The sequence below is a fragment of the Kribbella sp. NPDC055071 genome, from assembly GCF_053608045.1.
Genome location: NZ_JBSGUS010000018.1, coordinates 174,190 through 194,316 on the forward strand (window position 1 = coordinate 174,190; position 20,127 = coordinate 194,316).

Sequence of the window (20,127 nt, forward strand, 5' to 3'; positions counted from 1 at the left end):
TCCGGAGGGCTCTCGAAGGAAGCGGCGGTAGCCGCGCGAGAGAGGCGGGTGGGGCGCAAGGGCGGAGCACGCGACGAAGGAGCGCGCGTGCCCGGCGCGAGGGGTCGTGTGACGGGCGGTTTGTTTGAGTGATTACGTGGGCGCGAGATGTGCTCGCGCCGGAGGCGCCGAAAGAACAGTCGCCGCCGAAGGCGGTGTCCGATGGACCGGGCCGAGGAAGCAGAACAGGCGGCCCAAAGGCCGCCTGGTTTGTGTCCGAGGGGGGACTTGAACCCCCACGCCCCGTAAAGGGCACTAGCACCTCAAGCTAGCGCGTCTGCCTATTCCGCCACCCGGACGAGTGGTCTGACCGCCGGAGCGGTGCTGACCGGAGAACCTTAGCAAAGACCATGGGTGGAATTCACATCGGGAGGGTGAGGGTGGTGACGGTGGGTGGTGGGCGGGGTAGTTTCGAAGCCTGGGAGAGGGGTGGACATGGATCTGGCGGCGATCGAGGCTGAGCGGGAGCGGATCAGGACGACGTACCTGAAGGAGGGTGGGGCGACGTCGGCACGCGGGCTGCATCACGTGGCGTTGCTGTGTGGGGACGTCGAGCGGACGGTGAAGTTCTACCAGGGCGTGCTCGAGTTCCCGCTGACGGAGATCGTCGGGAACCGCGACTACGAGGGCTCCAATCACTTCTTCTTCGACATCGGGAACGGGAACCTTCTCGCGTTCTTCGACTTCCCCGGTCTGGAGCTCGGCCCGTACGCCGAAGTCCTCGGCGGACTGCATCACCTGGCGATCTCGGTCGAGCCGGCCAAGTGGGCGCGGCTGCGGGGCAACCTGGACGAGGCGGGGATCGAGTACCTGGAGGAGAGCGGTACGTCGATCTACTTCCGCGACCCGGACGGCGCCCGGATCGAGCTGATCGCGGACCCACTCGGTGAGATGTACGGACTCAAAGTGCTCTGAGGTAACCGGGTGGGGCAGGATATGGACCATGCCTGCTGACCGTACGTACGCCGCCGATGCCGAAGTCGTGGAGCTCTGCAGTGAGCTGATCCGGATCGACACCACGAACTACGGCAACGGCAAGAGCAACGGCGAGCGGGTGGCGGCGGAGTATGTCGCGGCCAAGCTCGACGAGGTCGGGATCGAGTCGACGATCTACGAGTCCGAGCCGGGCCGGGCGAGCCTGGTCGCCCATTGGGACGGCGAGGACCAGGATGCGGACCCACTCCTGGTGCACGGGCACCTGGACGTCGTACCGGCCGATCCGAAGGACTGGAAGGTCGATCCGTTCGCCGGGGAGATCTTCGACGGGTGCGTGTGGGGTCGCGGCGCGGTCGACATGAAGGACTTCGACGCGATGGTGCTGTCCGTCGTCCGAGCGAGGCAGCGCGCCGGCGTGAAGCCGCGGCGGCCGGTGCGGCTGGTGTTCACCGCGGACGAAGAGGCCGGCGGCGTGTACGGCGCGCAGTGGCTCATCAACAACCACCCCGAGACCGTTGCCGACTGCACCGAAGGGATCGGGGAGGTCGGCGGGTTCTCGATCACGGTCAAGGACGACCTGCGGCTGTACCTGATCGAGACCGCCGAAAAGGGTATGAACTGGATGCGCCTCAAGGCTCGCGGTACGGCGGGGCACGGGTCGATGGTCAATACCGACAACGCGGTCACCAACCTGGTCGAGGCGGTGACGCGGATCGGTGGGCACGAGTGGCCGTTGCGGCTCACGCCGACGGTCAGGGAGTTCCTGAAGACGCTGGAGGACGTGCTCGAGGTCGAGCTCGACCCCGAGGACATGACCGCGACGCTGGCGAAGCTCGGCAGCTTCAGCCGGATGTTCGGCGCGACGATCCGCAACACCGCCAACCCGACGATGCTGAACGCCGGTTACAAGGTGAACGTGATCCCGGGCGACGCCGAGGCGCACATCGACGGGCGGTTCCTGCCGGGGTACGAGGACGAGTTCTTCGCCACGATCGACGAGTTGCTCGGCGACAAGGTGCAGCGGGAGACGGTTGTCGAGGACATCGCGCTGGAGACCGAGTTCAGCGGCGGCCTGGTCGAGGCGATGAAGGTCTGCCTCGCGGCCGAGGACCCGCAGAGCCGGACCGCCCCGCTGCTGATGTCGGGCGGCACCGACGCCAAGTCCTGGAGCCGCCTCGGCGTGCGCTGCTTCGGGTTCGTCCCGCTGCAGCTTCCGCCCGACCTCGACTTCATGGGCATGTTCCACGGCATCGACGAGCGGGTGCCCACGCAGTCGCTGGAGTTCGGTTCGCGAGTCCTGGATCGGTTCCTCGACGAGGCCTAGTCGGCAACCAGCCCACGGCGTACGGCGATCCCGCCGGCGACCGTGCTGATCGCGATCGTCACCAGTGCGCCGACGAGCAGCGCGGCCGGCTCACCCGGCTGGAGGACGTGCAACGTCGTACCCACTGTCGCCGCAGCGACCGGTACGCCGAGCTGCGCCGCCGACAACGCTGCGATGCTCGCCGGCTGGCGGGTGAGCACCCCGGCGAGATGACTGACGAGCGCGCCGATCCCGAGCGCGAATCCGAGGCCGAGCCACGAAGGATGCGCACCGAGCTCGCGCAGGTCGAGCGAGGCGCCGAGCCAGACGAAGAACACCGGCCCGAGAAAGCCTTCGGTCAGTGCGAACAGCTGCCGGGCCAGTCGCCGCGGTTCCCCGACCGCGGCCACGGCCAGGCCCAGGACGAAACCAGCCAGCATGATCGAGACATGCATCGCCGTGGCCAGACCGGCCAGCGCGAACAGCACCAGCAGGCTCACCCGGAGCTCGATCGTGAACTGCCGATCCTCGGACACGTCGTGGACTCGACGTCGTACGCCGCTGCGCTCGACTCGATTCAGCAACACATAGACCACCGCTCCGGCGGCGATGACCGCCAACGCCCCGAGCGCCGCCCGGCCGGCGTGCCGAGGATCGATCGCCAGCGGGAGCGCCACGATGCAGGCGGCGTCGGCGAGCGCGACCTGTGGCACCAGCTCGACGATCGGCGGCCCGCCGAGTCGGAGCGAGTCCACGATCGGCAGGATCAACGCGGCCGACGACGACGCCATCAGTACGGCGTACAGCGCGACATGCCCGGTGTCGAAGACAGCATCCAGCCCGAACGCCAGCCCGGTGGCGACGATCCCGGTGAGCACGGCCCGGAGCGCACCCGGCTGGAGCGCCCGCCGCAGGCCAGGATCGCGGACCGGCACATGCGTCCCGGCTACGAACATCACCAGCCCGAACCCGATGTCGGCGAGGAACGCGAACCGCTGGTCGGACGCGTCCAGGTAGCCGATCCCGGTCTGACCGAGCAGTACGCCGGCAACCAGTTCGCCGAGCACCACCGGTATGTGCCAGCCGCGCCGCAGCGCCAACAGCGGCCCGAGGAGCCCGACCGCAATCACAACGGCCAGCATGGTGAAGCTCATCGGCCCATTCTGACCCCTCCAGGCCGACGTTCCGCGGAGGTCAGCCCGGAATCATCCAGGTGAGTACCCGCGCCTGCAGCAGCGCGATCAGGCCGACAACCAGCGCCAGCACCACCGACCACCAGAAGGTCAGCCGGAGAAGTTTGCCCTCCTCGCCGGGCCGGCCGATGGCGGTGGCGCCGATCGAGAGGTTCTGCGGTGAGATCATTTTCGCCATCACCCCGCCCGCGGTGTTGGTGGCGCCGGCCAGGATCGGGCTGATGTGCAACTGCTGCGCGGAGATGACCTGCATCGGCCCGAACAGACTGTTGGCCGATGCGTCCGAGCCGGTCAGGAACACCCCGAGCCAGCCGATGTACGCCGAGAACAGCGGAAACAGCACCCCGGTCGTCGCCAGCGCGAGCCCGAGCGTCTGCGTCGCGCCCGAGTAGTTCATCACGAACGCGATGGCCAGGATCAGGAAGATCGTCAGCAGCGCCCAGCGCATCTGGTGCAGCGTCCTGCGGTACGTCGCCACCAGCAGCCCTGGCCGCGCGCCCATCGCGAACCCGGCGATCACGGCCGCGATCAGCGCGATCGTGCCCGGCGAGAACAGCCAGTCGATCGTGATCGTGGCGGCGTACGGCGTGTCCTTGGCGGTGATCGGCGCATGCTGGATCACGTGGTTGTGCAGCCCGGGCCACGGGAACTTCCAGTCGGCCCGGTGCAGCAGCGCGCTCAGGTCCAGCCAGGTCGGCAGTCCCTTGATGATGGACCCGATCCGGGACAGGAAGATCGCCACGATCAGGATGACGTACGGCGTCCACGCGTGCAGCGCACCCTTGTGCACAACGGGTACGGCGTCGGTCCGCGCCGGTACCTGCTCGTCATCGAAGTGCCACGTCGTACTCGGCTGCCAGAACCGTGTCAGCACCCACAAAGCACCCATCGCCCCGAGCGCCGCGATCACGTCGACCAGGCTCGGGCTGATGAAGTTCGACGTGACGAACTGCAGTACGGCGAACGTCAGGCCGGTCGTGAGTACGGCGGGCCACACCTCGAGCATCCGCTTCCACCCGGCCATCACGACGACCAGGAACGCGGGCACGATCAGCGCGAGGATCGGCACCTGCCGGCCGACCATCGCGGAGAACTGGTCGGTCGCGGTGCCCTGGTCGATGCCGAGGATCGGTGCCGTGAGCCGGCCGAGCACGATCAACGGGTTGCCCAGGCCGCCGAAGGCCACGGGCGCGGTGTTGGCCAGCAAGGCGAGCACCACCGCGCGGATCGGCGGGAACCCCAGCGCCGCCATCATCGCCGCCGTGATGGCAATCGGCGAGCCGCCGCCGGCGACCCCCTCGAGCAACGCGCCGAAGCCGAAGGCGATCAGCAGCGCCTGCAGCCGGCGGTCCTCGCTGAACCCGGCCAGCACGCCCTTGATGTGCTCGAACCGCCCGGTCGCCACCGTCACGTTGTGGAAGTACACGGCATGGAAAGCGATCCACGCCACTGACCAAATTCCGAACACGACCCCCATCGCGGCCGAGTCGAACGCCAGGCCGGTCGGCATCCCGTACCCCAGCAGCGCCACGACCAATGCCGTGAGCAACGAAAGCCCGGCCGACAACGGCGCCGACCGGCGAGCGATGCCGAGCGCAACGAGTAGGACGACCACCGGGAGGGCGGCCATCAGTGCGGACAGCCACAACGGCCCGGCCGGTTGGTAGTCCTGGATCCAGCCCACGTCGATCTCCTCACTCGTGACCTGTGCCGCAGTCGGGCGAGGGGGACGCTAACACTCGTCGGCAAACGCTTACAAGACGAAAGTCCGAATGGAACTTCGAGGCCGAAAGGTCCATTTCGGTGGCGCCCGAAAAAGGTCCGAAGGTAGCCTTCGGCAACCACCCTACGAGCGCAGATTTCGCTCCACGAGTACGCCGGTCGACGCGGTGACGACGAAAGGATCCGCCGCGCCGGTGCCATGGTTGTCCCGGATGGTGAGGTTGTGCACGTTGCGCGCGGCCACCAGTACGCCGGTGGCCGCGAAGGTATTGCCCTCGATCCGGATGTTCTCGTGGACGGGCCCGGCGTCGACCGTGTTCCCGGGCGCGATCGCGATCACCGGGTCCCGCGGGCTCGGCCGGCGAAAGGTATTGCCGCGAATGGTCAGGTCGCGGACCGGTCCGGACTCGAACCAGCCGGACGCGTCGCCGGTGATCAGGATGCTGCTCATGTCGATCCCGTCGAAGGTGTTGCCTTCGATCACCGAGGTCCCGCGCGTGGTCAGCAGGACGGCTCGCGTCGCCAGGTTGCGGAAGGTGTTGCCGGCGATCCGGACCGATGGGGTGTAGGTGACGTTCTCAACGGCGTACGCCTCGGGGTCACCGATGACATCGGCCGGGAGATCGGTGTCGAGGGTGATGGTTGTCGTGGTGAGCGACCGTGAGTCGCGGCCGGTAGGCCCTTCGACCTTGGTGACCCGCCCACCGCCGATCGCCCGCAGGCTCGAGCGATGAGTGAGCTCGACCTCGTCGCCCACGTGGTACTGCGGGAACCCGGCCGTCTCGTTGTGCGCATAGCGGAGCATCAGGGTGCGGCCCTCGACGGAGACCACCGGGAGGTAGGTGCCGTGGACGTTGATCGCGTCGTCGTGGGCGCCGTCGAAGGTGTTGCCGACGATCTCGACGGAGCCTTTGACACCGGACAGCTGGACGAAATCGGCGAACGCCGCTGCGACCCGGCCCTGCTCCCGGTCGGCGGCGAATTCGTTGCCAGACACAACGATGTCGGTGCTGAACTGGCCGAGGATGCCGAAGCCGTGCAGATAGCGCGCGGTCAGGCCGGTGACGGCCACGCGCTCCGACTCCCAGATGAACCCGGCCGCGGTGTCCCGCGTGACCTCGCGGACCGAATACACCAGCCCGAGCCCATCGAGTACGTCGTTCGACGCATACCCGATCCGCAGCCGCCGTTCGCCGAGATCCGCGAACGAGACCGCGTCCTCGAACAGGGACGGATAGCTGCGCGTCGCCAGCCCGGCAGCGACGTCGAACACCACCTGTCCGGCCATCAGCTCGGCCGGCCGAAAGCGCCAGTACGGGGCGTCGTCGTACGGGCTCGGCTCGGTCGAGAACTCCACCTGACCATCGCTGACCGCGAACGGACTGCCCGCGGGAACCTGCACCACCCGGTAGCCCGGCCCGGTCTCCAGCACGGTCAGATCGATGATCCGCGGCGCGCTCTGGGCGAACTCGAAGTTCGTCACCGTGACCTGGGCCGACCCCAGTACGGCGAACAGGCCCAGCTGGCCGTGTAGCCGAAACTGGGACCCTTGCCCGTCGATCGTGAGGTCGTCGACGCCGTCCACGAAGAGGGCGAAGCGCTTGAACCGTACGGCGGGATCGGCCCCGGCCGTGTTCGAAAGGTACAGCTCGTGCGGTACGGCCCGATCCGGGAAGAACTCGTAGGTCCCGGTCGGGAAGAGTAGCCGTGTGGGCCCCGGCTGCTCCTTCGCGTACGCGATCGCGGCCGCCACCGCTTCGGTGCTGCCCTCGAGGCCGGATGGATCCGCCCCGAACTCGCTTACATCGATATCAGTCGACACCCGCAGATCCTATAGGATTGCCCGTCGCATGGTGGCTCGAGAGTCTGCCTGATCGTCGCCGCGGATCCAGCCGCCAATTCGGTTGGCTGGGACCGAGACCGGCTCCTACACCGTTCGAAGCCACCCTCCGATGTGACGTTTCCCCTTGTGGATAAAGGGTTATGAGCCATCCAAGATTTTGCATGCACCGGCTGGCGGCGTAGAATAGAACACATGTTCGACGGAGATCTCACCTCGCTATCGACGACCGACCTGCTGGAGTCGGCCGCCGATCACCGCGCCGAGATCAACCGCCTCGAAGCCCGCCTCCTCGAACACGCCCAACTATTTGCCGACCGCCACCACCCCGACACCTGCCCACCTCGCCCCGGCCGTCACCTCGGTCGCGATGCTGCCGGCGGCCGGGAACGCGGAATCGTTCTAGGTGGCGACGGCTGCCCCGAGATCGCCGAGTTCGCTCCGGCCGAGTTCGGTGCCGTGCTCGGGATGTCGACCTACGCGGCCGCGGCCTACATCGGCGAGGCCCTCGCACTCCGGCACAGATTCCCCCGGATCGGCGCCAAGGTCCAGGCCGGCACCGCCACCGCCTGGCGCGCCCGCAAGATCGCCGAAGCCTGCCACGACCTAGACCAGGACTCCGCCGCCACCGTCGACAAGCGCCTCGCCCGCAGCGTCGACACCGTCACCCCACAACGCCTCGAAAACATCGTCAAGGCCGCCCAAGCCCACGCCGACCCCACAGCAGCCCGCGCCAAGGCTCAGCAGAAGGCCCGCGAACGCGGCGTCTACGTCGGCCGCTCCGACGACCACGGGACCAAGTCCATCCACATCCGCACCGCCTCCGGCAACGCGATCCGCTACAAGGCCGCCCTCACCAGCATCGCCGAAGCCCTGAAGATCTTCGGCGACACCCGCTCCACCCAAACCCGCCTGGCCGAAGCAGTCGGAATCAGCGCCGACCCCCGCTACACCCAAGAACTCCTGGCCCAAGCCCAAGAACACCTCCGCACCAACCCCACCCCCACGGCCAGCACGACGGCCACCACCACTCCGCCCACCACCCACCCGGAACCAACCACTGTCCCCACCGACGCCGAGCCCTTCACACCCATCGCCGACGCAGCCACACCCGAGCGCACACCCCTAGCCCCCCACAGTGACCCGCGCCGTCGCACGCCCACCAGCACACGTCCCAGCACAGACAGCGGCCGACACGATGACACGCACACCAGCACACGTCCCGGCACGAGCGGCGAGCACGGCAGCACACGTCCCGGCACGAGCGGCGAGCACAGCAGCACACGTCCCGGCACCGGCGGCGAGCACAGCAGCATGGGCGCCGGATACGGCGGCGCGCACACCACCGCGAATGGTGGCACAGACAGCGGCAGTCACGACGGGGCGCACGGTGGTATGTACCGTGCCGCTGAGCCGGTGACGCCGTCGGCGGTCGACCCGAGCGAAGCCGCTCGTCTGCAGGACTCCTCAAGCCACAACGCCGGATCGAAGCACTGGGCGGACGACGACGAGCTACTGACGGACTGGTACGACGAACCCAGCCTGTACGCCGAGGCTGATCGCGATGCATGCCACCCCAGTGAGCCCGACTACCGAGATCCATTCGACAACCCAAGTCCGACGCCGGTCGAGCCATTCGATCCCGGCCTGTGCGTCGAGCCCGACGACGGCCAACCGATGGACCCCACCGCCCAACGAGCATTAGACGTGCGCCTCGCTCAGATCAAACGCGACGCACACACCCCCAACCACACCCGCTCCGACACCACCAGCCGCGCGGCCGGTACGAGCAGTGCGGCCGGTACGAGCAGTGCGACCGGTACGAGCAGTGCGGCCGGTACGAGCAGTGCGGCCGGTACGAGCAGTGCAGCCGGCCGCCTACGGCCCGGCCAGACCGAGATCTACGTCCACCTGACTGACCACACCCTGGCCACCGGCACCGGCGTACTCCGCGCCGAAGCCATCGGCCCCCTCATCGCCGACCAACTCACCGAACTCATCGGCCACGGCCCCTACACCGTCAAGCCCATCATCGACCTCAACGACGCCGTCAGCGTCGACGCCTACGAGATCCCCGACAAGATCCGCGAACGCATCAAGCTGATCCACCCGGTCGAAGTGTTCCCCTACGGCACCCGAGTATCCCACCAAGGCATCGACCTCGACCACATCCAGCCGTACGACCCCCTCGGCCCGCCAGGCCAAACCAGCACCCAGAACCTGGCACCCCTCAGCCGCCGCAGCCACCGAGTGAAGACCCACGCCCGCGGCTGGAAGGTACGGCGCATCGACCGCAAGACGCTGGAGTGGACCACGCCGCACGGCTTCACATTCCACGTCGACCCCACCGGAACCCACCCAGTCACCCGCACAGACCCGCAGACCCAAGCCTGACCGCTCAATGACTGCTCCATGACCGCTGAAAGGACGAGCCGCGATGTGGATCACCGCCAACCGCCGATCCCGCCTCGGATGGGGCAGAGACCCCCAAGGTTGGGGTCTTGATGATCAGTGGCCCGGTGGGGACGGGAGGTCTAGCGCCTCCGGGACTGGGTGACGCCCGAGGTGAGTAGGTACTGACCGATCGCGTACGTCGACATCGTCAGCGCGCCGCGGCCGGGGAAGTCGCGGCCGGACAGGCGCATCGCGATGAGCGCGTCGGAGATCAGGAACAGCGCTCCGCCGAGACCGCTCCGCGGGTTGTGCCAGCGTGACGCGATGGCGGTTGCCGTGAGCAACAAGGCGTAGGCGCCGACCGGGATCCGCTGACTGCCGAGGCCTGGTGCAAGGACCGCGATGAGTGCGGCCCACAGAGCGGCGTACGCCGCAAGCACGCGCCAGGACCGTTGGGCCGGATCGGCGAGGAAGACGGCCAGGTAGCAGGCGTGAGCCGCGGCGAAGGCGGCGATGCCGGCCAGCTGCAGATCGGTCTCGAGGAGCAGGTCGCCGGCGGCTGATGCCAGCAGGGCGGCCTGGAGCAGCGGGGGAGCGTCGTTCGCCCGCGACCAGGACCAGAGCAGCGGCATCAGCGACACCTTGCTGGCCTGCTTGAGGATCTTGACGTCAAAGGCGACGGCCGCGACTTGCACGGCCGTCGTACCCCAGAACGCCGTCAACAACCGTCGCCCGCGCGCCAACCGCCCCAGGTTCATGGAGCCGAGTCTGCCGTACGAACGGCCGTGAGCCGCCGCTGTTCATGACAAGTTCAACGAGCCGGCCCGTCAGTGCAGGGTGTAGCCGCCGTCGATCACGATCACCGAGCCGGTCATGAAGCTCGAGGCATCGGAGGCCAGGAAGACGACCGTCGGCGCGATTTCTTCGGGTACGGCGTAGCGCCGCATCGGCGCGTCGTCGATCCAGCGGGGCTTGAACTGTGGGTCGTCGACGGGAGCCATCTCGGTCTTGACGTAGCCGGGTGCCACCGCGTTCACGCGGATGTTCAGCGGCGCCCACTCGGCGGCCAGGGACTTGGTGAGCTGATGGACCGCGGCTTTGGACGCGTTGTACGCCGGTTGCCACTGGGGGCGATTCACGATCTGCGCGGAGATCGAGCCGATGTTGACGATCGTGCCGCCGCCCACGGTCTCGAAGTGGCGTGCGGACTCCTGGCTGAGTTTCCACAGGCCGTCGACGTTCGTCGAGAAGACGTCGTCCCACTCGTCGTCGGGTACGTCGAGAGCCGGTCGGTGAAAGCAGGTGCCGGCGTTGTTGACCAGGATGTCGAACTGTCCGGTTGCCGCTAGCGCAGCCTCGATCGCGGCTCGGCCGGATGCTCGGTCGTTGACGTCGAGGCCGAGGCCGATGACAGTCCGACCGGTTGATTCGGCGAGTTCGGCGGCCGCCTGCTTCGATGCCTCGGCGTCTCGCGCTCCGATCACCACGTTGGCGCCGGCTTCGGCCAGCCCGGTGGCGAAGGCGAGACCAAGGCCTCGATAGCCGCCGGTCACCAAGGCTGTGCGTCCGGCCAGTGAGAACTTGTCGAGGACACCCATCAGCGCGACACCAACACAAGAAGCTTCATCACAACATTGTCGCCGAAGCCATGGTCAAGCGGTCAGGTGGAGAGGCAGGGGGCGCTGTTGGGCGCATCGGACCATCGTGGTCAAGGGGTGAGGTTGAGGGTGGTTCGGAGCCGGGGGAGGTGCTGGATCAACGGGCGGGGCGGGGTGGGGGTGGTGACGACGGAAAGGGTGACGCGGTAGTGGAAGGGGGCTGGGGTGAGGTGTTCGCCAGGGCGTAGCTCGGCGGCGAGGGCGCTGCGGGGGACCAGGGCGAGGTGGGAGCGGCGGCGGGCCATGGCGACGACCGTGCTGAGGGTGACGCCGCGGCGCGGGCTCGCGCCCAGGGCGACCAGGCGGGCGTGGATCTCCTCGTCTCCGCGGTCGTAGGTCTTGAACGCGACCGGGTGATCCTTGAGCGGTTGCCGACCGCGGCCAGGTGGACGGGCGCCGGGTGGGACGAACAGGACGAGCTCGTCCCGGCCGACCCGGCGGGCGATCGTCCCGCGGGGCAGGGTCATCTGGTCGGCGATCGCGATGAAGGCGGCGTCCATCGTGCCTTCGGCGACGCGTTCGACCAGGAAGTGACCGTGGTCGACCTGTTGCTCGAGATCCAGGTCGGGCAGGTCGGCGTCCAGGACCGGAAACAGGATCGGAGCCAGGCTCGCGAAGGTCCCGACGACCATGCGCTGACCCCGAGCGGCCGCGCGGGTGGCGTCGTACACCTCCTCGAGGTGGCCGAGGATGTGGTCGGCCCGTCTGCCGAGCTCGGCGCCGGCCGCGGTCGGGCGGGCGCCGCGGGTGTCGCGCTCGAACAGCTTGGTCCCGCACATGCGTTCCAGTCGGCTCAGGCGTTGCGACGCCGACGGCTGCGCGATGCGGAGCTCTCGGGCGGCGGTACCGACCGCGCCGGTCCGGACGATCGCCTGGACCAGCCGCAGATCCTCGACCGCTGGCAATGAGGTCATAGGTCCAGCCTATGGCAACCAGGTAAGTCCTGACAGGTACCCGGAATGCTCGAAACCTCAAAGAATCAAAGGCATGAGAGCCAGGAGCGAAGCCTTCGCATTGCTGGCGGGCGGGGGAGCGGCGGACTTCGCGATGCGGATCACCCAGGTCGCGCTGCCGCTGGTGATCCTGCGGGAGACGGGATCCGTCGCCGCGACCGGGTTGGTCGGCGGTGCAGCCGGCGTACCGGTCCTGTTGTCGCCGTGGTGGGCGCGCAAGGCCCGTCAATGGGTGGACTCGGGTCCGCGGCTGGCGATCGTCGCGGCGGTGTCGACGTTCGCGCTGGCGTCAGTACCGGCAACCGCTCAGCTCGGGTTGCTGACGCCATGGCTGCTCGTGGTCAGCGGACTGCTTCTCGGCTGTGGTGACGCGTTGTCGAGCCCAGGCAGGTCGGCGCTCCTGGCCGACACCGGAGACCGCTGGGGCGAGGGAAAGGCCGTCGTACTGCTCACCTGGCAGGACGGCCTCCGCCGCGTCGGCATGCTCATCGGGCCAACCGTCGGTGCGCTGGCCGTCGCGGCCAACCTCACCAACGGCCTGCTGTGGATCGAGGCAGCCGCCGTGTTCGCCGCGGGTCTGTTGGCCTGCAGTGTGCGGCCGGAGCGAACGCCGAGGGAGGAGGGCACGGCGACGCCGTCGATTCGAGCGAGTCTCGAAGGACGACGCGACGTGCTCTACGGCTGGATCGTTCGGGGCACTGGTTGTGTCACCTGGTTCGCCTTCACCCTCGGCTTGTCCGTGATCGGCGCCGAACGCGGCCGACCCGGGGTCTATCTCGCCGCCGGCATGACCGGCTACGGCGTGGGATCGCTGATCGGTACGGCGATCTCGCTAGCGGTCATCCGCCGTACGAATCCGGTGCCGTTGGCATCGATCGCGTGGGCCTGCATGGGCTTGTGCTGGATCGGCATGGGGATCTGGACGACGCCCGCAGTCATCGCGTCCTTCAGCGCACTGGCCGGCGTAACAGTCGTGCTGGGGATCGCCGCGATCTCGCTGCTGATCACTCGAGAGTCGACCGGGGCCGACCGGCGAGCGTTGTTGTCAGGTCAGGCGGTCGTGGTCAACGCGAGCAGCTCCGCGGGCCTGCTGATCGGCGGACCGATCATCGCCACACTCGGCGCCGAGCACACGCTGCTCGGAGCCGGAATCATCACCGCCTGCGTATCGGTCCTCGTCCTCCTAGCGAGCGAGACGGCTGAGCAGCGACGCCGCCGCACAGATACCAGCAACAGCAGCCACGATCAGTACGCCGAAGTCGAGCCAGTAGTTGGTCGGTTGGCCGATGAGTAGGCCGCGCAGTGCACTGACCTCGTAGGTCAGCGGATTGACGTGGCTGACCACGCGCAACCAGGTCGGCATGATGTCGACCGGGTACAGCGCGTTGGACGCGAAGAACAGCGGCATCGTGATCGCCTGACCGATACCCATCAGGCGATCGCGGCGCAGCACCAGGCCCGCGATCGTCATCGACAGGCATGAGAAGAACGCCGCGCCGAGGACCACGACCACGAGCACCGCGAGGAGCTTCAACGGGTTCCAGGTCAGGCCGACGCCGAGCAGCGCGGCGACGATCAGTACGACGATCGCCTGCGAAATGGTCCGCACCCCGGCCGCGAACGCCTTGCCCGCCACCAGCGCCGAGCGCGGGCTCGGCGTGACGAGGAGCTTGGTGAGGATGCCCGCGTCGCGTTCCCAGATGATCTGGATGCCGTAGAAGATCGCGACGAACAACGCGGACTGCGCGATGATCCCGGGCGCGAGATAGTCCAGGTACGGGACGTTGCCGGTCGGGATCGCGCGGATCCGGCTGAACGTCTCCCCGAAGATGACCAGCCACAGGATCGGCTGGATCGCGCGGGTGACGAGCTCGGTCCGGTCGTGCCGCAGCTTCTGCAGCTCGACCAGGCAGAACGTGCCGATGCGGGAGAACAGCCGGATGGTGGCCCGGAGCCTGGTCTCAGCCCATGCGCTGGGCGGTGCGGCGGGTGCCACGGACATCGCGCAAGGTCCCCTTCTCTGCGGTAGCGAGGCTCTCGCCGGTGTAGTGGCGGAAGACGTCTTCGAGGCTGGCCTCAGGCCCAAGCTCAGCCTTGAGGTCGGTGGGCGTCCCAACGGCACGCAGCTCGCCCTGGTGCATCAGCGCGACCCGGTCGCACAGCAGGTCGGCCTCTTCCATGTAGTGCGTCGTCAGGAGCACGGTCATCCCGTACCGCTCCTGCATCTCCTGGACCCGAGCCCACACGGAGTCCCGAGCGACCGGGTCCAGCCCGACTGTCGGTTCGTCCAACACCAGGAGTGCAGGCCGGTTCACGAGCGCCTGGGCGAGCTCGAGCCGGCGGACCATGCCGCCGGAGTACGTCGATGCGAGCCGATCGGCGGAGTCCGTCAGGTCGACGATCTCCAGCACCTCGGCGACCCGCCCGGCGCGATCACGACGCGGTACGTCGAACAACCGCGCAAACCAGGACACGTTCTCCCGACCGGTCAGCGCACCCTCGATCGACAGCTGCTGCGGGACGTAGCCGAGCATCCGCCGTACGGCCATCGCATCGGTGCGGACGTCGAGCCCGAACACGCGAACCGTCCCGGATTGCGGCGGATACAGCGTGTTGAGCACCCGGAGGGTGGTCGTCTTGCCGGCTCCGTTGGGGCCGAGCAGGCCGAAGCATTCACCTGGTGAGACAACCAGGTCCAGATTGTCGACGGCGAGCTGCTCGCCGAAGTGATGACTCAGCCCGGTGATCTCCACGGCCGGAACGCTCATACGGACTCCTTCTGTAACTCCTGCTCGGGATGCAGCCGCTCCGCGAGTACGCCGAGGACCGGCAAGGCGGCCCGTAAGGCCTCGCGTTCGTCCCCGTCGAGGCCTTCGAGCGCCTGCGTGACGAGCGCCGTACGTCGATCGCGCCAGGCCTCGACCTGTTCACGGGCGGGCTCGGTCAGCGTCAGCCGTGCGATCCGGCGATCGGCCTCGTCCGGCTCGCGCAACAGCAGCCCGCGCTCGGTGAGCTGCCCGACCAGCGTCGACACCGTGTTCGCGACCAGACCCAATTCGGCTGCGGCGTCGGTGACGGAGATGCCCGGATTGCGGCGGACCGTCCGGATCAGCTCGGCCTGCGAGCCGCTCAAGGACGACAGCGCAAGCGGTCGCCCGGCCGTCCGGCGCAGATGCCGCCGCACCAATCCCAACGTCGCCAGCAGTTCCTCGGCGAGAACGTCCGTCGTGTTCACGCACGCCACAATACCTCTGAAGCAGAGATGTTTCAGCTAGTTGGGGTAGGCCGGGCCGGCGACCTGGCACAGCATCGATGGCATGGAGACAACAGAGAGCAACAAGACCGTCGTCAAGGACTTCATCGACGGACTGTTCACCAAGGGGGATCTGAGCGCGGTCGACACGTACCTCGCCGAGGATTTCCTCAACAACGACCCGCCGTTCGGGGTCACGCCGGATCGCGAGGGGATGCGGAGTGCGGCCGTGATGATGCGGGCCGGCTTCCCGGACTGGCACAGCGACCTGCACGCGCTGATCGCGGAAGGCGACATCGTCGTCGAGCGGTTCACGGCCGGCGGGACGCACCGGGCCGAGGTGATGGGGGTCGCGCCGAGCGGCAAGACCGTCAGCCTGCCCGGAATCAACATCTGGCGACTCCGCGACGGCCAGATCGTCGAGCGCTGGGGCCGTCTGGACGACCTCGGTTTTCTCAAGCAATTGGGCGTCGTACCGGCGTAGCATCACCATCATGGGGGCGGCGGATCGCCTGGAAGTGCTCATCCAGCGGTGCTATGTGGGGCTGGACGCCGATGCGTTGCGGGTTGAGGTGCTCACCCGGTTGCGGGGTCTGCTCACGGTGGACGCGGCGTTCTTCGCGACGGTCGACCCCTCGACGGTGCTGTTCACCTCGGTGAGTGTGGACGAGCCGCTCGGTGACGTGACCGAGCAGTTCCTGGCGAACGAGTTCGGGCAACCGGACGTGAACAAGTTCGCCGCGCTCGCCGCCGCCCGCGATCCGGTCAACTCGCTCGGGCACGCGACGAAGGGCGACTGGGGGAGCAGCGCCCGGTACGCCGACGTGATGCGCCCGCTCGGCCTCGGCGACGAGCTCCGTGCCGCGCTGGTGTCGAACGGCCGCTGCTGGGGCGTCATCTGCCTGCACCGGGAGGCGGCCGACGCGGGATTCTCGGAGCGAGACATCCAGCTGGTACGACGCCTCGCGCCGCATCTCGGGGAGGGTCTCAGGCGCGGCCTCCGCTCGGACCCGGTGAGTGCCGCGGACCTCGGGCCTGGCGTGGTCGTGCTCGACACAGCACTCGGTCTGGAGTCGAGTACGGCGGAGGCCGACCACTGGCTGACCGAGTTGGACCCGGAACGCCGTACCGAACTGCCGGTCGCAGTCCGATCGGTGGCGGCGCGGATGAGGCTCGCGCCGGGAACGACTCGGGTGAAGGTCCGGACCCGGGCCGGCCAGTGGGTCGAGCTGTACGCGTCGCTGCTCGGCGATACCGGCCGGACGGCCGTGGTGATCGAACCGATGAGCTCGGCCGGGCTCGGGTCGCTGCTGCTGGATCTGCACGGGCTGACGCCGGCTCAGCAACGGGTGACCGAGCTGCTGCTCCAGGGATTCTCGACGCGGCAGATCGTCGAGCGGCTGTGCCTGTCGCCGCACACCGTGCAGGAGCATGTCCGCGCGGCGTACGACAAGGTCGGCGTCGGCAGCCGCCGCGAACTGGTGACCGCCCTGCTCAGAGGGTCCGCATGACCCGGATGATGCGGCGGCGGAGCCAGACTCTGCGGGTGCCGTCGGGATAGCGGCGCAGGCGGGCCAACTCCCAGCCGCCGTACTCGGCGTGGTCCGTCAGGAGCCGGCGGACCGCGCCGCGCGACTCGGTCCTGGACACTTCGAACTGCTGTAACTCGTATTCGGCCATCGGCGCCTCCAGCACCACTACTTCACGACACATCCTCCAGCGCCGCCACAATCGCCGGCGGCAGGGTGAGCTCTTCCACACCCAGCACGGACTTCAATTGCATCGCAGTCCGGGCCCCGACGATCGCCGACGACACTCCGGGCCGGTCTCGCACCCAGGTGAGTGCCACCTCGAGCGGAGTCCAGCCGAGCCCGTCAGCGGCGCGCGCGACCGCTTCTACGATGCCTGAACCGCGACCGTCCAGGTAGGGGTCGACGAATCTGGACAAATGGTGAGACGCCGCCCGCGAGTCCGCCGGGATGCCGGTCCGGTATTTTCCAGTCAACACGCCGCGCCCAAGCGGCGACCAGGCGAGCACGCCGATCCCCAGCCCGCCGGCCGCGCGGATCGCGTCCGCCTCGGCGTCTCGGGCGAGCAGCGAGTACTCCACCTGGTTCGACACCGGGACGGCGCGACCGGGCCAGGCCTGCTGCCAGGTGACCGCGCGGGCCGACTTCCAGCCTGCGTAGTTCGAGATGCCGACATAGCGGACCTTGCCCGAGCTGACGGCGTGGTCGAGCGCGGACAGCGTCTCCTCCAGCGGCACGTCGTCCGACCAGGTGTGCAGCTGCCACAGGTCGATGTAGTCGACGCCCAGCCGTCGCAGCGAACCCTCGAGGTCCCGCAGCAGAGCACCCCGCGAGGTGTCGGTGATCCGCTCACCCCGGCGGACACTGAACCCGGCCTTCGTGGCGATCACCAGGTCGTCGCGATCGACCACGTCGCCCAGCAGCGACCCGATCAGTTGCTCGCTGTCACCGTCGCCGTACGCCGCCGCCGTGTCGATCAGCGTGCCACCGGCGGCCACGAACGCGGCGAGTTGCTCCCGGGCTTCGTGCTCGTCGGTGTCCCGTCCCCAGGACATGGTGCCCAGGGCGAGCCTGCTCACCGCCAGTCCACTGTGACCGAGATAGCGCTGCTGCATGACCCGAGCCTATTGCGGCCCACCGACAACGGCTCGCTAGGCTCGCCAGTCATGCGACTCGGACTGAACATCGGCTTCGTCTTCGGCGACGAGCACCTCGACCATCTGGCGCTGGTCCGGGAGGCCGAGTCGCTCGGCTTCTCGGTCACCTGGGCGGCAGAGGCCTACGGCTCGGACGCCGCCACCCTGCTGACCTGGATCGCCGCGCAGACGACGACGATCGACGTCGGCGCGGCCGTGTTCCAGATCCCGGCCCGGACCCCGGCAATGACCGCGATGACGGCGGCGACGCTGGACCGGCTCTCCGGCGGCCGGTTCCGCCTCGGCCTCGGCGTGTCCGGGCCGCAGGTGTCCGAAGGGTGGCACGGGGTCCGCTTCGACAAGCCGTTGGCCCGGACCCGCGAGTACGTCGCGATCGTCAACGCCGCCCTGCGCCGCGAGACCGTCGAGTTCCATGGAGAGCACTTCACGCTGCCGCTGCCGGACGGTCCCGGCAAGGCACTGAAGCTGTCCAGCCGGCCGCTCCGCGATCACGTCCCGATCTACCTGGCCGCGGTCGGCCCGAAGAACCTCGAGTTGGCCGGCGAGATCGCCGACGGCTGGCTCGGCATCCTGAACGACCCCGCCTATCTAGGTGAACAACTGAGCCAGATCTCGACGGGTCGCGCGAAGTCCGGCCACGACGGACTGGATGGCTTCGACGTCGTCGCGTCCGTACCGCTGATGTCCGGCGACGACCTGCAGGCCGCGGCCGAACCGATCCGTGGGTACGCCGCTCTCTACATCGGCGGCATGGGCAGCCGGGAGAAGAACTTCTACAACGCGCTCGCGGTCCGGATGGGGTACGCCGAGGAGGCCAAGCAGATCCAGGACCTCTACCTGGCCAAACAGCACCGGGACGCGATGGCCGCCGTACCGCAGGGGTTCATCGACTCGATCTCGCTGCTCGGCGGCAAGGAGCGGATGGCCGAGAAACTCACCGCGTACGCCGAAGCCGGTGCGACGACGGTGGCCGTGACGCCGTTCGCCTCGACGCTGGAGCAGCGGATCGCCGATCTGCGCACGGTCGCAGCAGCCCTCGACCTCGCCGGAGTCGGCAACTGATGACGATCTGGGACTCCATCATCCTCGGCATCGTCGAGGGTCTGACCGAATTCCTGCCCGTATCCAGCACCGGCCACCTGACGATCGCCTCGAAGGCGCTCGGCCTGCAGATCGACGACCCGTCCATCACCGCGTTCACCGCAGTGATCCAGTTCGGCGCGATCGCGGCCGTGGTTCTGTTCATGTGGAAGGACATCAGCCGGTACGCCGTTGCCTGGTTCAAAGGGCTCACCAAGCCCGAGTACCGCGGCGAGTTCGATCACCGGATGGGCTGGTACGTGATCGTCGGCTCACTGCCGATCTGCGTCGTCGGATACGTTGCCAAGGACATCATTTCCGGACCGCTCCGCAGCCTGTGGTGGGTAGCCTCCTCGCTGATCGTCTGGTCGTTCTTCATGGTCGCGGCCGAACGGCTCGGGTCGAAGCGCCGGCCGCTGGAGAAGATCACCCTGGTCGACGCGATCGTGATGGGCATCGTGCAGTGCCTGGCGCTCATCCCCGGCGTCTCGCGTTCGGGTGCGACGATCTCGGCCGGCCTGTTCCGGGGGCTCGACCGGGTCGCGTCGACGCGGGTGGCGTTCCTGCTCGGGATCCCGGCACTGGTCGGCGCGGCGATCTTCGAGCTGCCGGATGCGATGGGCGGGCATGTCGGCGTGGTGCCGCTGCTCGTCGGAACGGTCGTCAGCTTCGTCGTCGCCTACGCGTCGGTCGCCTGGCTGATCCGCTTCGTCGCCAAACACACCACCGAGATCTTCGCCTTCTACCGCATCCTGGTCGGCCTCGTCATCCTGATCTTGCTGGCCACGAGCACAATCACAGCGACCTAGAAAACCAAGGGAAAGCTGAAGAACAAGGGAAAGCTGCGTGAGTTGCTCGGTCGCCGCTTCGCGGCCTGTTGCTGCCTTCGGCGGGGGCGCGGATGGTGGGTTCGCCGCTCGTGTGGTCTGCGCAGAACGACTGTGATGCGGCCGGGCCCTGCAGAGACTGTGGTGTCGCGGTCTCCGGGCTGCGTGATGGTGCCAGTCGCGGTGGTGTGCGTCAAGGGCGCCTTCGGCGTCGCTGCGCGATCTTCGACCCTTGACCCACAC

Annotated in this window: 19 protein-coding genes and 1 tRNA gene; 8 read left to right on the forward strand and 12 right to left on the reverse strand. The window is 68.2% G+C overall.

Annotated elements, in window-relative coordinates; translation table 11 throughout:
- Positions 1-252 precede the first annotated feature (252 nt).
- Positions 253-338: transfer RNA gene (locus ACWF4Z_RS28120), tRNA-Leu, on the reverse strand.
- A 136-nt stretch (positions 339-474) separates the two neighbouring features.
- Here ACWF4Z_RS28120 and ACWF4Z_RS28125 point away from each other — a divergent pair.
- Together ACWF4Z_RS28125 and ACWF4Z_RS28130 are read left to right on the forward strand one after the other, a co-directional pair.
- The gene (locus ACWF4Z_RS28125) at positions 475-954 is read left to right on the forward strand and encodes a VOC family protein (protein ID WP_452246153.1); all 480 of its coding nucleotides are present in this window, start codon (positions 475-477) and stop codon (positions 952-954) included.
- A 28-nt stretch (positions 955-982) separates the two neighbouring features.
- Entirely contained in the window at positions 983-2,299 is a 1,317-nt protein-coding gene (locus ACWF4Z_RS28130; RefSeq protein WP_452246154.1) for a M20/M25/M40 family metallo-hydrolase, read from the forward strand.
- Here the strand turns inward: ACWF4Z_RS28130 and ACWF4Z_RS28135 are convergent.
- From ACWF4Z_RS28135 to ACWF4Z_RS28145, 3 genes are all read right to left on the reverse strand, one after another.
- On the reverse strand, positions 2,296-3,432 hold the full coding sequence (locus tag ACWF4Z_RS28135; RefSeq protein ID WP_452246155.1) for a cation:proton antiporter: 1,137 nt from the start codon (positions 3,430-3,432) through the stop codon (positions 2,296-2,298). The two genes, ACWF4Z_RS28130 and ACWF4Z_RS28135, sit on opposite strands and share 4 nt — an antisense overlap.
- 40 nt (positions 3,433-3,472) lie before the next feature.
- Positions 3,473-5,155, reverse strand: a complete 1,683-nt coding sequence (locus ACWF4Z_RS28140; protein WP_452246156.1) for an L-lactate permease — start codon at positions 5,153-5,155, stop codon at positions 3,473-3,475.
- 162 nt (positions 5,156-5,317) lie between these two features.
- Positions 5,318-7,015, reverse strand: a complete 1,698-nt coding sequence (locus ACWF4Z_RS28145) for a right-handed parallel beta-helix repeat-containing protein (RefSeq protein WP_452246157.1) — start codon at positions 7,013-7,015, stop codon at positions 5,318-5,320.
- Positions 7,016-7,228: 213 nt separating this feature from the next.
- Here ACWF4Z_RS28145 and ACWF4Z_RS28150 point away from each other — a divergent pair, with 213 nt between their 5' ends.
- Positions 7,229-9,427, forward strand: a complete 2,199-nt coding sequence (locus ACWF4Z_RS28150; RefSeq protein WP_452246158.1) for a DUF222 domain-containing protein — start codon at positions 7,229-7,231, stop codon at positions 9,425-9,427.
- A gap of 140 nt (positions 9,428-9,567) precedes the next feature.
- On the opposite strand, the gene ACWF4Z_RS28155 is transcribed toward ACWF4Z_RS28150, so the two are convergent.
- From ACWF4Z_RS28155 to ACWF4Z_RS28165, 3 genes are all read right to left on the reverse strand, one after another.
- Positions 9,568-10,185 carry a lysoplasmalogenase family protein gene (locus ACWF4Z_RS28155; protein ID WP_452246159.1) on the reverse strand — a complete coding sequence of 206 codons (618 nt, stop codon included), beginning with the start codon at positions 10,183-10,185 and terminating at the stop codon, positions 9,568-9,570.
- Between the two features lie 69 nt (positions 10,186-10,254).
- A complete protein-coding gene (locus ACWF4Z_RS28160; RefSeq protein ID WP_452246160.1) occupies positions 10,255-11,025 on the reverse strand; it encodes an SDR family NAD(P)-dependent oxidoreductase in 771 nt (256 codons plus the stop codon).
- Between the two features lie 110 nt (positions 11,026-11,135).
- On the reverse strand, positions 11,136-11,999 hold the full coding sequence (locus ACWF4Z_RS28165) for a LysR family transcriptional regulator (RefSeq protein ID WP_452246161.1): 864 nt from the start codon (positions 11,997-11,999) through the stop codon (positions 11,136-11,138).
- Between the two features lie 73 nt (positions 12,000-12,072).
- Here ACWF4Z_RS28165 and ACWF4Z_RS28170 point away from each other — a divergent pair, with 73 nt between their 5' ends.
- Entirely contained in the window at positions 12,073-13,332 is a 1,260-nt protein-coding gene (locus ACWF4Z_RS28170) for an MFS transporter (protein WP_452246162.1), read from the forward strand.
- Here the strand turns inward: ACWF4Z_RS28170 and ACWF4Z_RS28175 are convergent.
- From ACWF4Z_RS28175 to ACWF4Z_RS28185, 3 genes are read right to left on the reverse strand one after another with little or no spacing between them, the layout of a single operon-like run.
- A complete protein-coding gene (locus ACWF4Z_RS28175) occupies positions 13,222-14,040 on the reverse strand; it encodes an ABC transporter permease (protein WP_452246163.1) in 819 nt (272 codons plus the stop codon). The genes ACWF4Z_RS28170 and ACWF4Z_RS28175 overlap by 111 nt on opposite strands.
- Positions 14,000-14,806 carry an ABC transporter ATP-binding protein gene (locus ACWF4Z_RS28180; RefSeq protein WP_452246164.1) on the reverse strand — a complete coding sequence of 269 codons (807 nt, stop codon included), beginning with the start codon at positions 14,804-14,806 and terminating at the stop codon, positions 14,000-14,002. Before ACWF4Z_RS28180 ends, ACWF4Z_RS28175 begins: the two co-directional genes overlap by 41 nt.
- Positions 14,803-15,273: a MarR family winged helix-turn-helix transcriptional regulator gene (locus tag ACWF4Z_RS28185; protein WP_452246165.1), complete on the reverse strand. Its 471-nt coding sequence runs from the start codon at positions 15,271-15,273 to the stop codon at positions 14,803-14,805. The genes ACWF4Z_RS28180 and ACWF4Z_RS28185 overlap by 4 nt, the downstream gene beginning before the upstream one ends.
- Positions 15,274-15,355: 82 nt before the next feature.
- Between ACWF4Z_RS28185 and ACWF4Z_RS28190 the strand changes: the two genes are divergently transcribed.
- Entirely contained in the window at positions 15,356-15,775 is a 420-nt protein-coding gene (locus ACWF4Z_RS28190; RefSeq protein WP_452246166.1) for an ester cyclase, read from the forward strand.
- Between the two features lie 10 nt (positions 15,776-15,785).
- On the forward strand, positions 15,786-16,802 hold the full coding sequence (locus ACWF4Z_RS28195; RefSeq protein WP_452246167.1) for a LuxR C-terminal-related transcriptional regulator: 1,017 nt from the start codon (positions 15,786-15,788) through the stop codon (positions 16,800-16,802).
- Here the strand turns inward: ACWF4Z_RS28195 and ACWF4Z_RS28200 are convergent.
- A complete protein-coding gene (locus tag ACWF4Z_RS28200; RefSeq protein ID WP_452246168.1) occupies positions 16,786-16,971 on the reverse strand; it encodes a DUF5703 family protein in 186 nt (61 codons plus the stop codon). The genes ACWF4Z_RS28195 and ACWF4Z_RS28200 overlap by 17 nt on opposite strands.
- 22 nt (positions 16,972-16,993) lie before the next feature.
- Complete coding sequence (locus ACWF4Z_RS28205) at positions 16,994-17,935, reverse strand: aldo/keto reductase (RefSeq protein WP_452246169.1); 942 nt, start codon at positions 17,933-17,935, stop codon at positions 16,994-16,996.
- A gap of 51 nt (positions 17,936-17,986) precedes the next feature.
- On the opposite strand from ACWF4Z_RS28205, the gene ACWF4Z_RS28210 reads away from it, so the two are divergent.
- Together ACWF4Z_RS28210 and ACWF4Z_RS28215 are read left to right on the forward strand one after the other, a co-directional pair.
- A complete protein-coding gene (locus tag ACWF4Z_RS28210) occupies positions 17,987-19,039 on the forward strand; it encodes an LLM class F420-dependent oxidoreductase (RefSeq protein ID WP_452246170.1) in 1,053 nt (350 codons plus the stop codon).
- Positions 19,039-19,866 carry an undecaprenyl-diphosphate phosphatase gene (locus ACWF4Z_RS28215; protein ID WP_452246171.1) on the forward strand — a complete coding sequence of 276 codons (828 nt, stop codon included), beginning with the start codon at positions 19,039-19,041 and terminating at the stop codon, positions 19,864-19,866. The genes ACWF4Z_RS28210 and ACWF4Z_RS28215 overlap by 1 nt, the downstream gene beginning before the upstream one ends.
- The last annotated feature ends 261 nt before the right edge of the window (positions 19,867-20,127 follow it).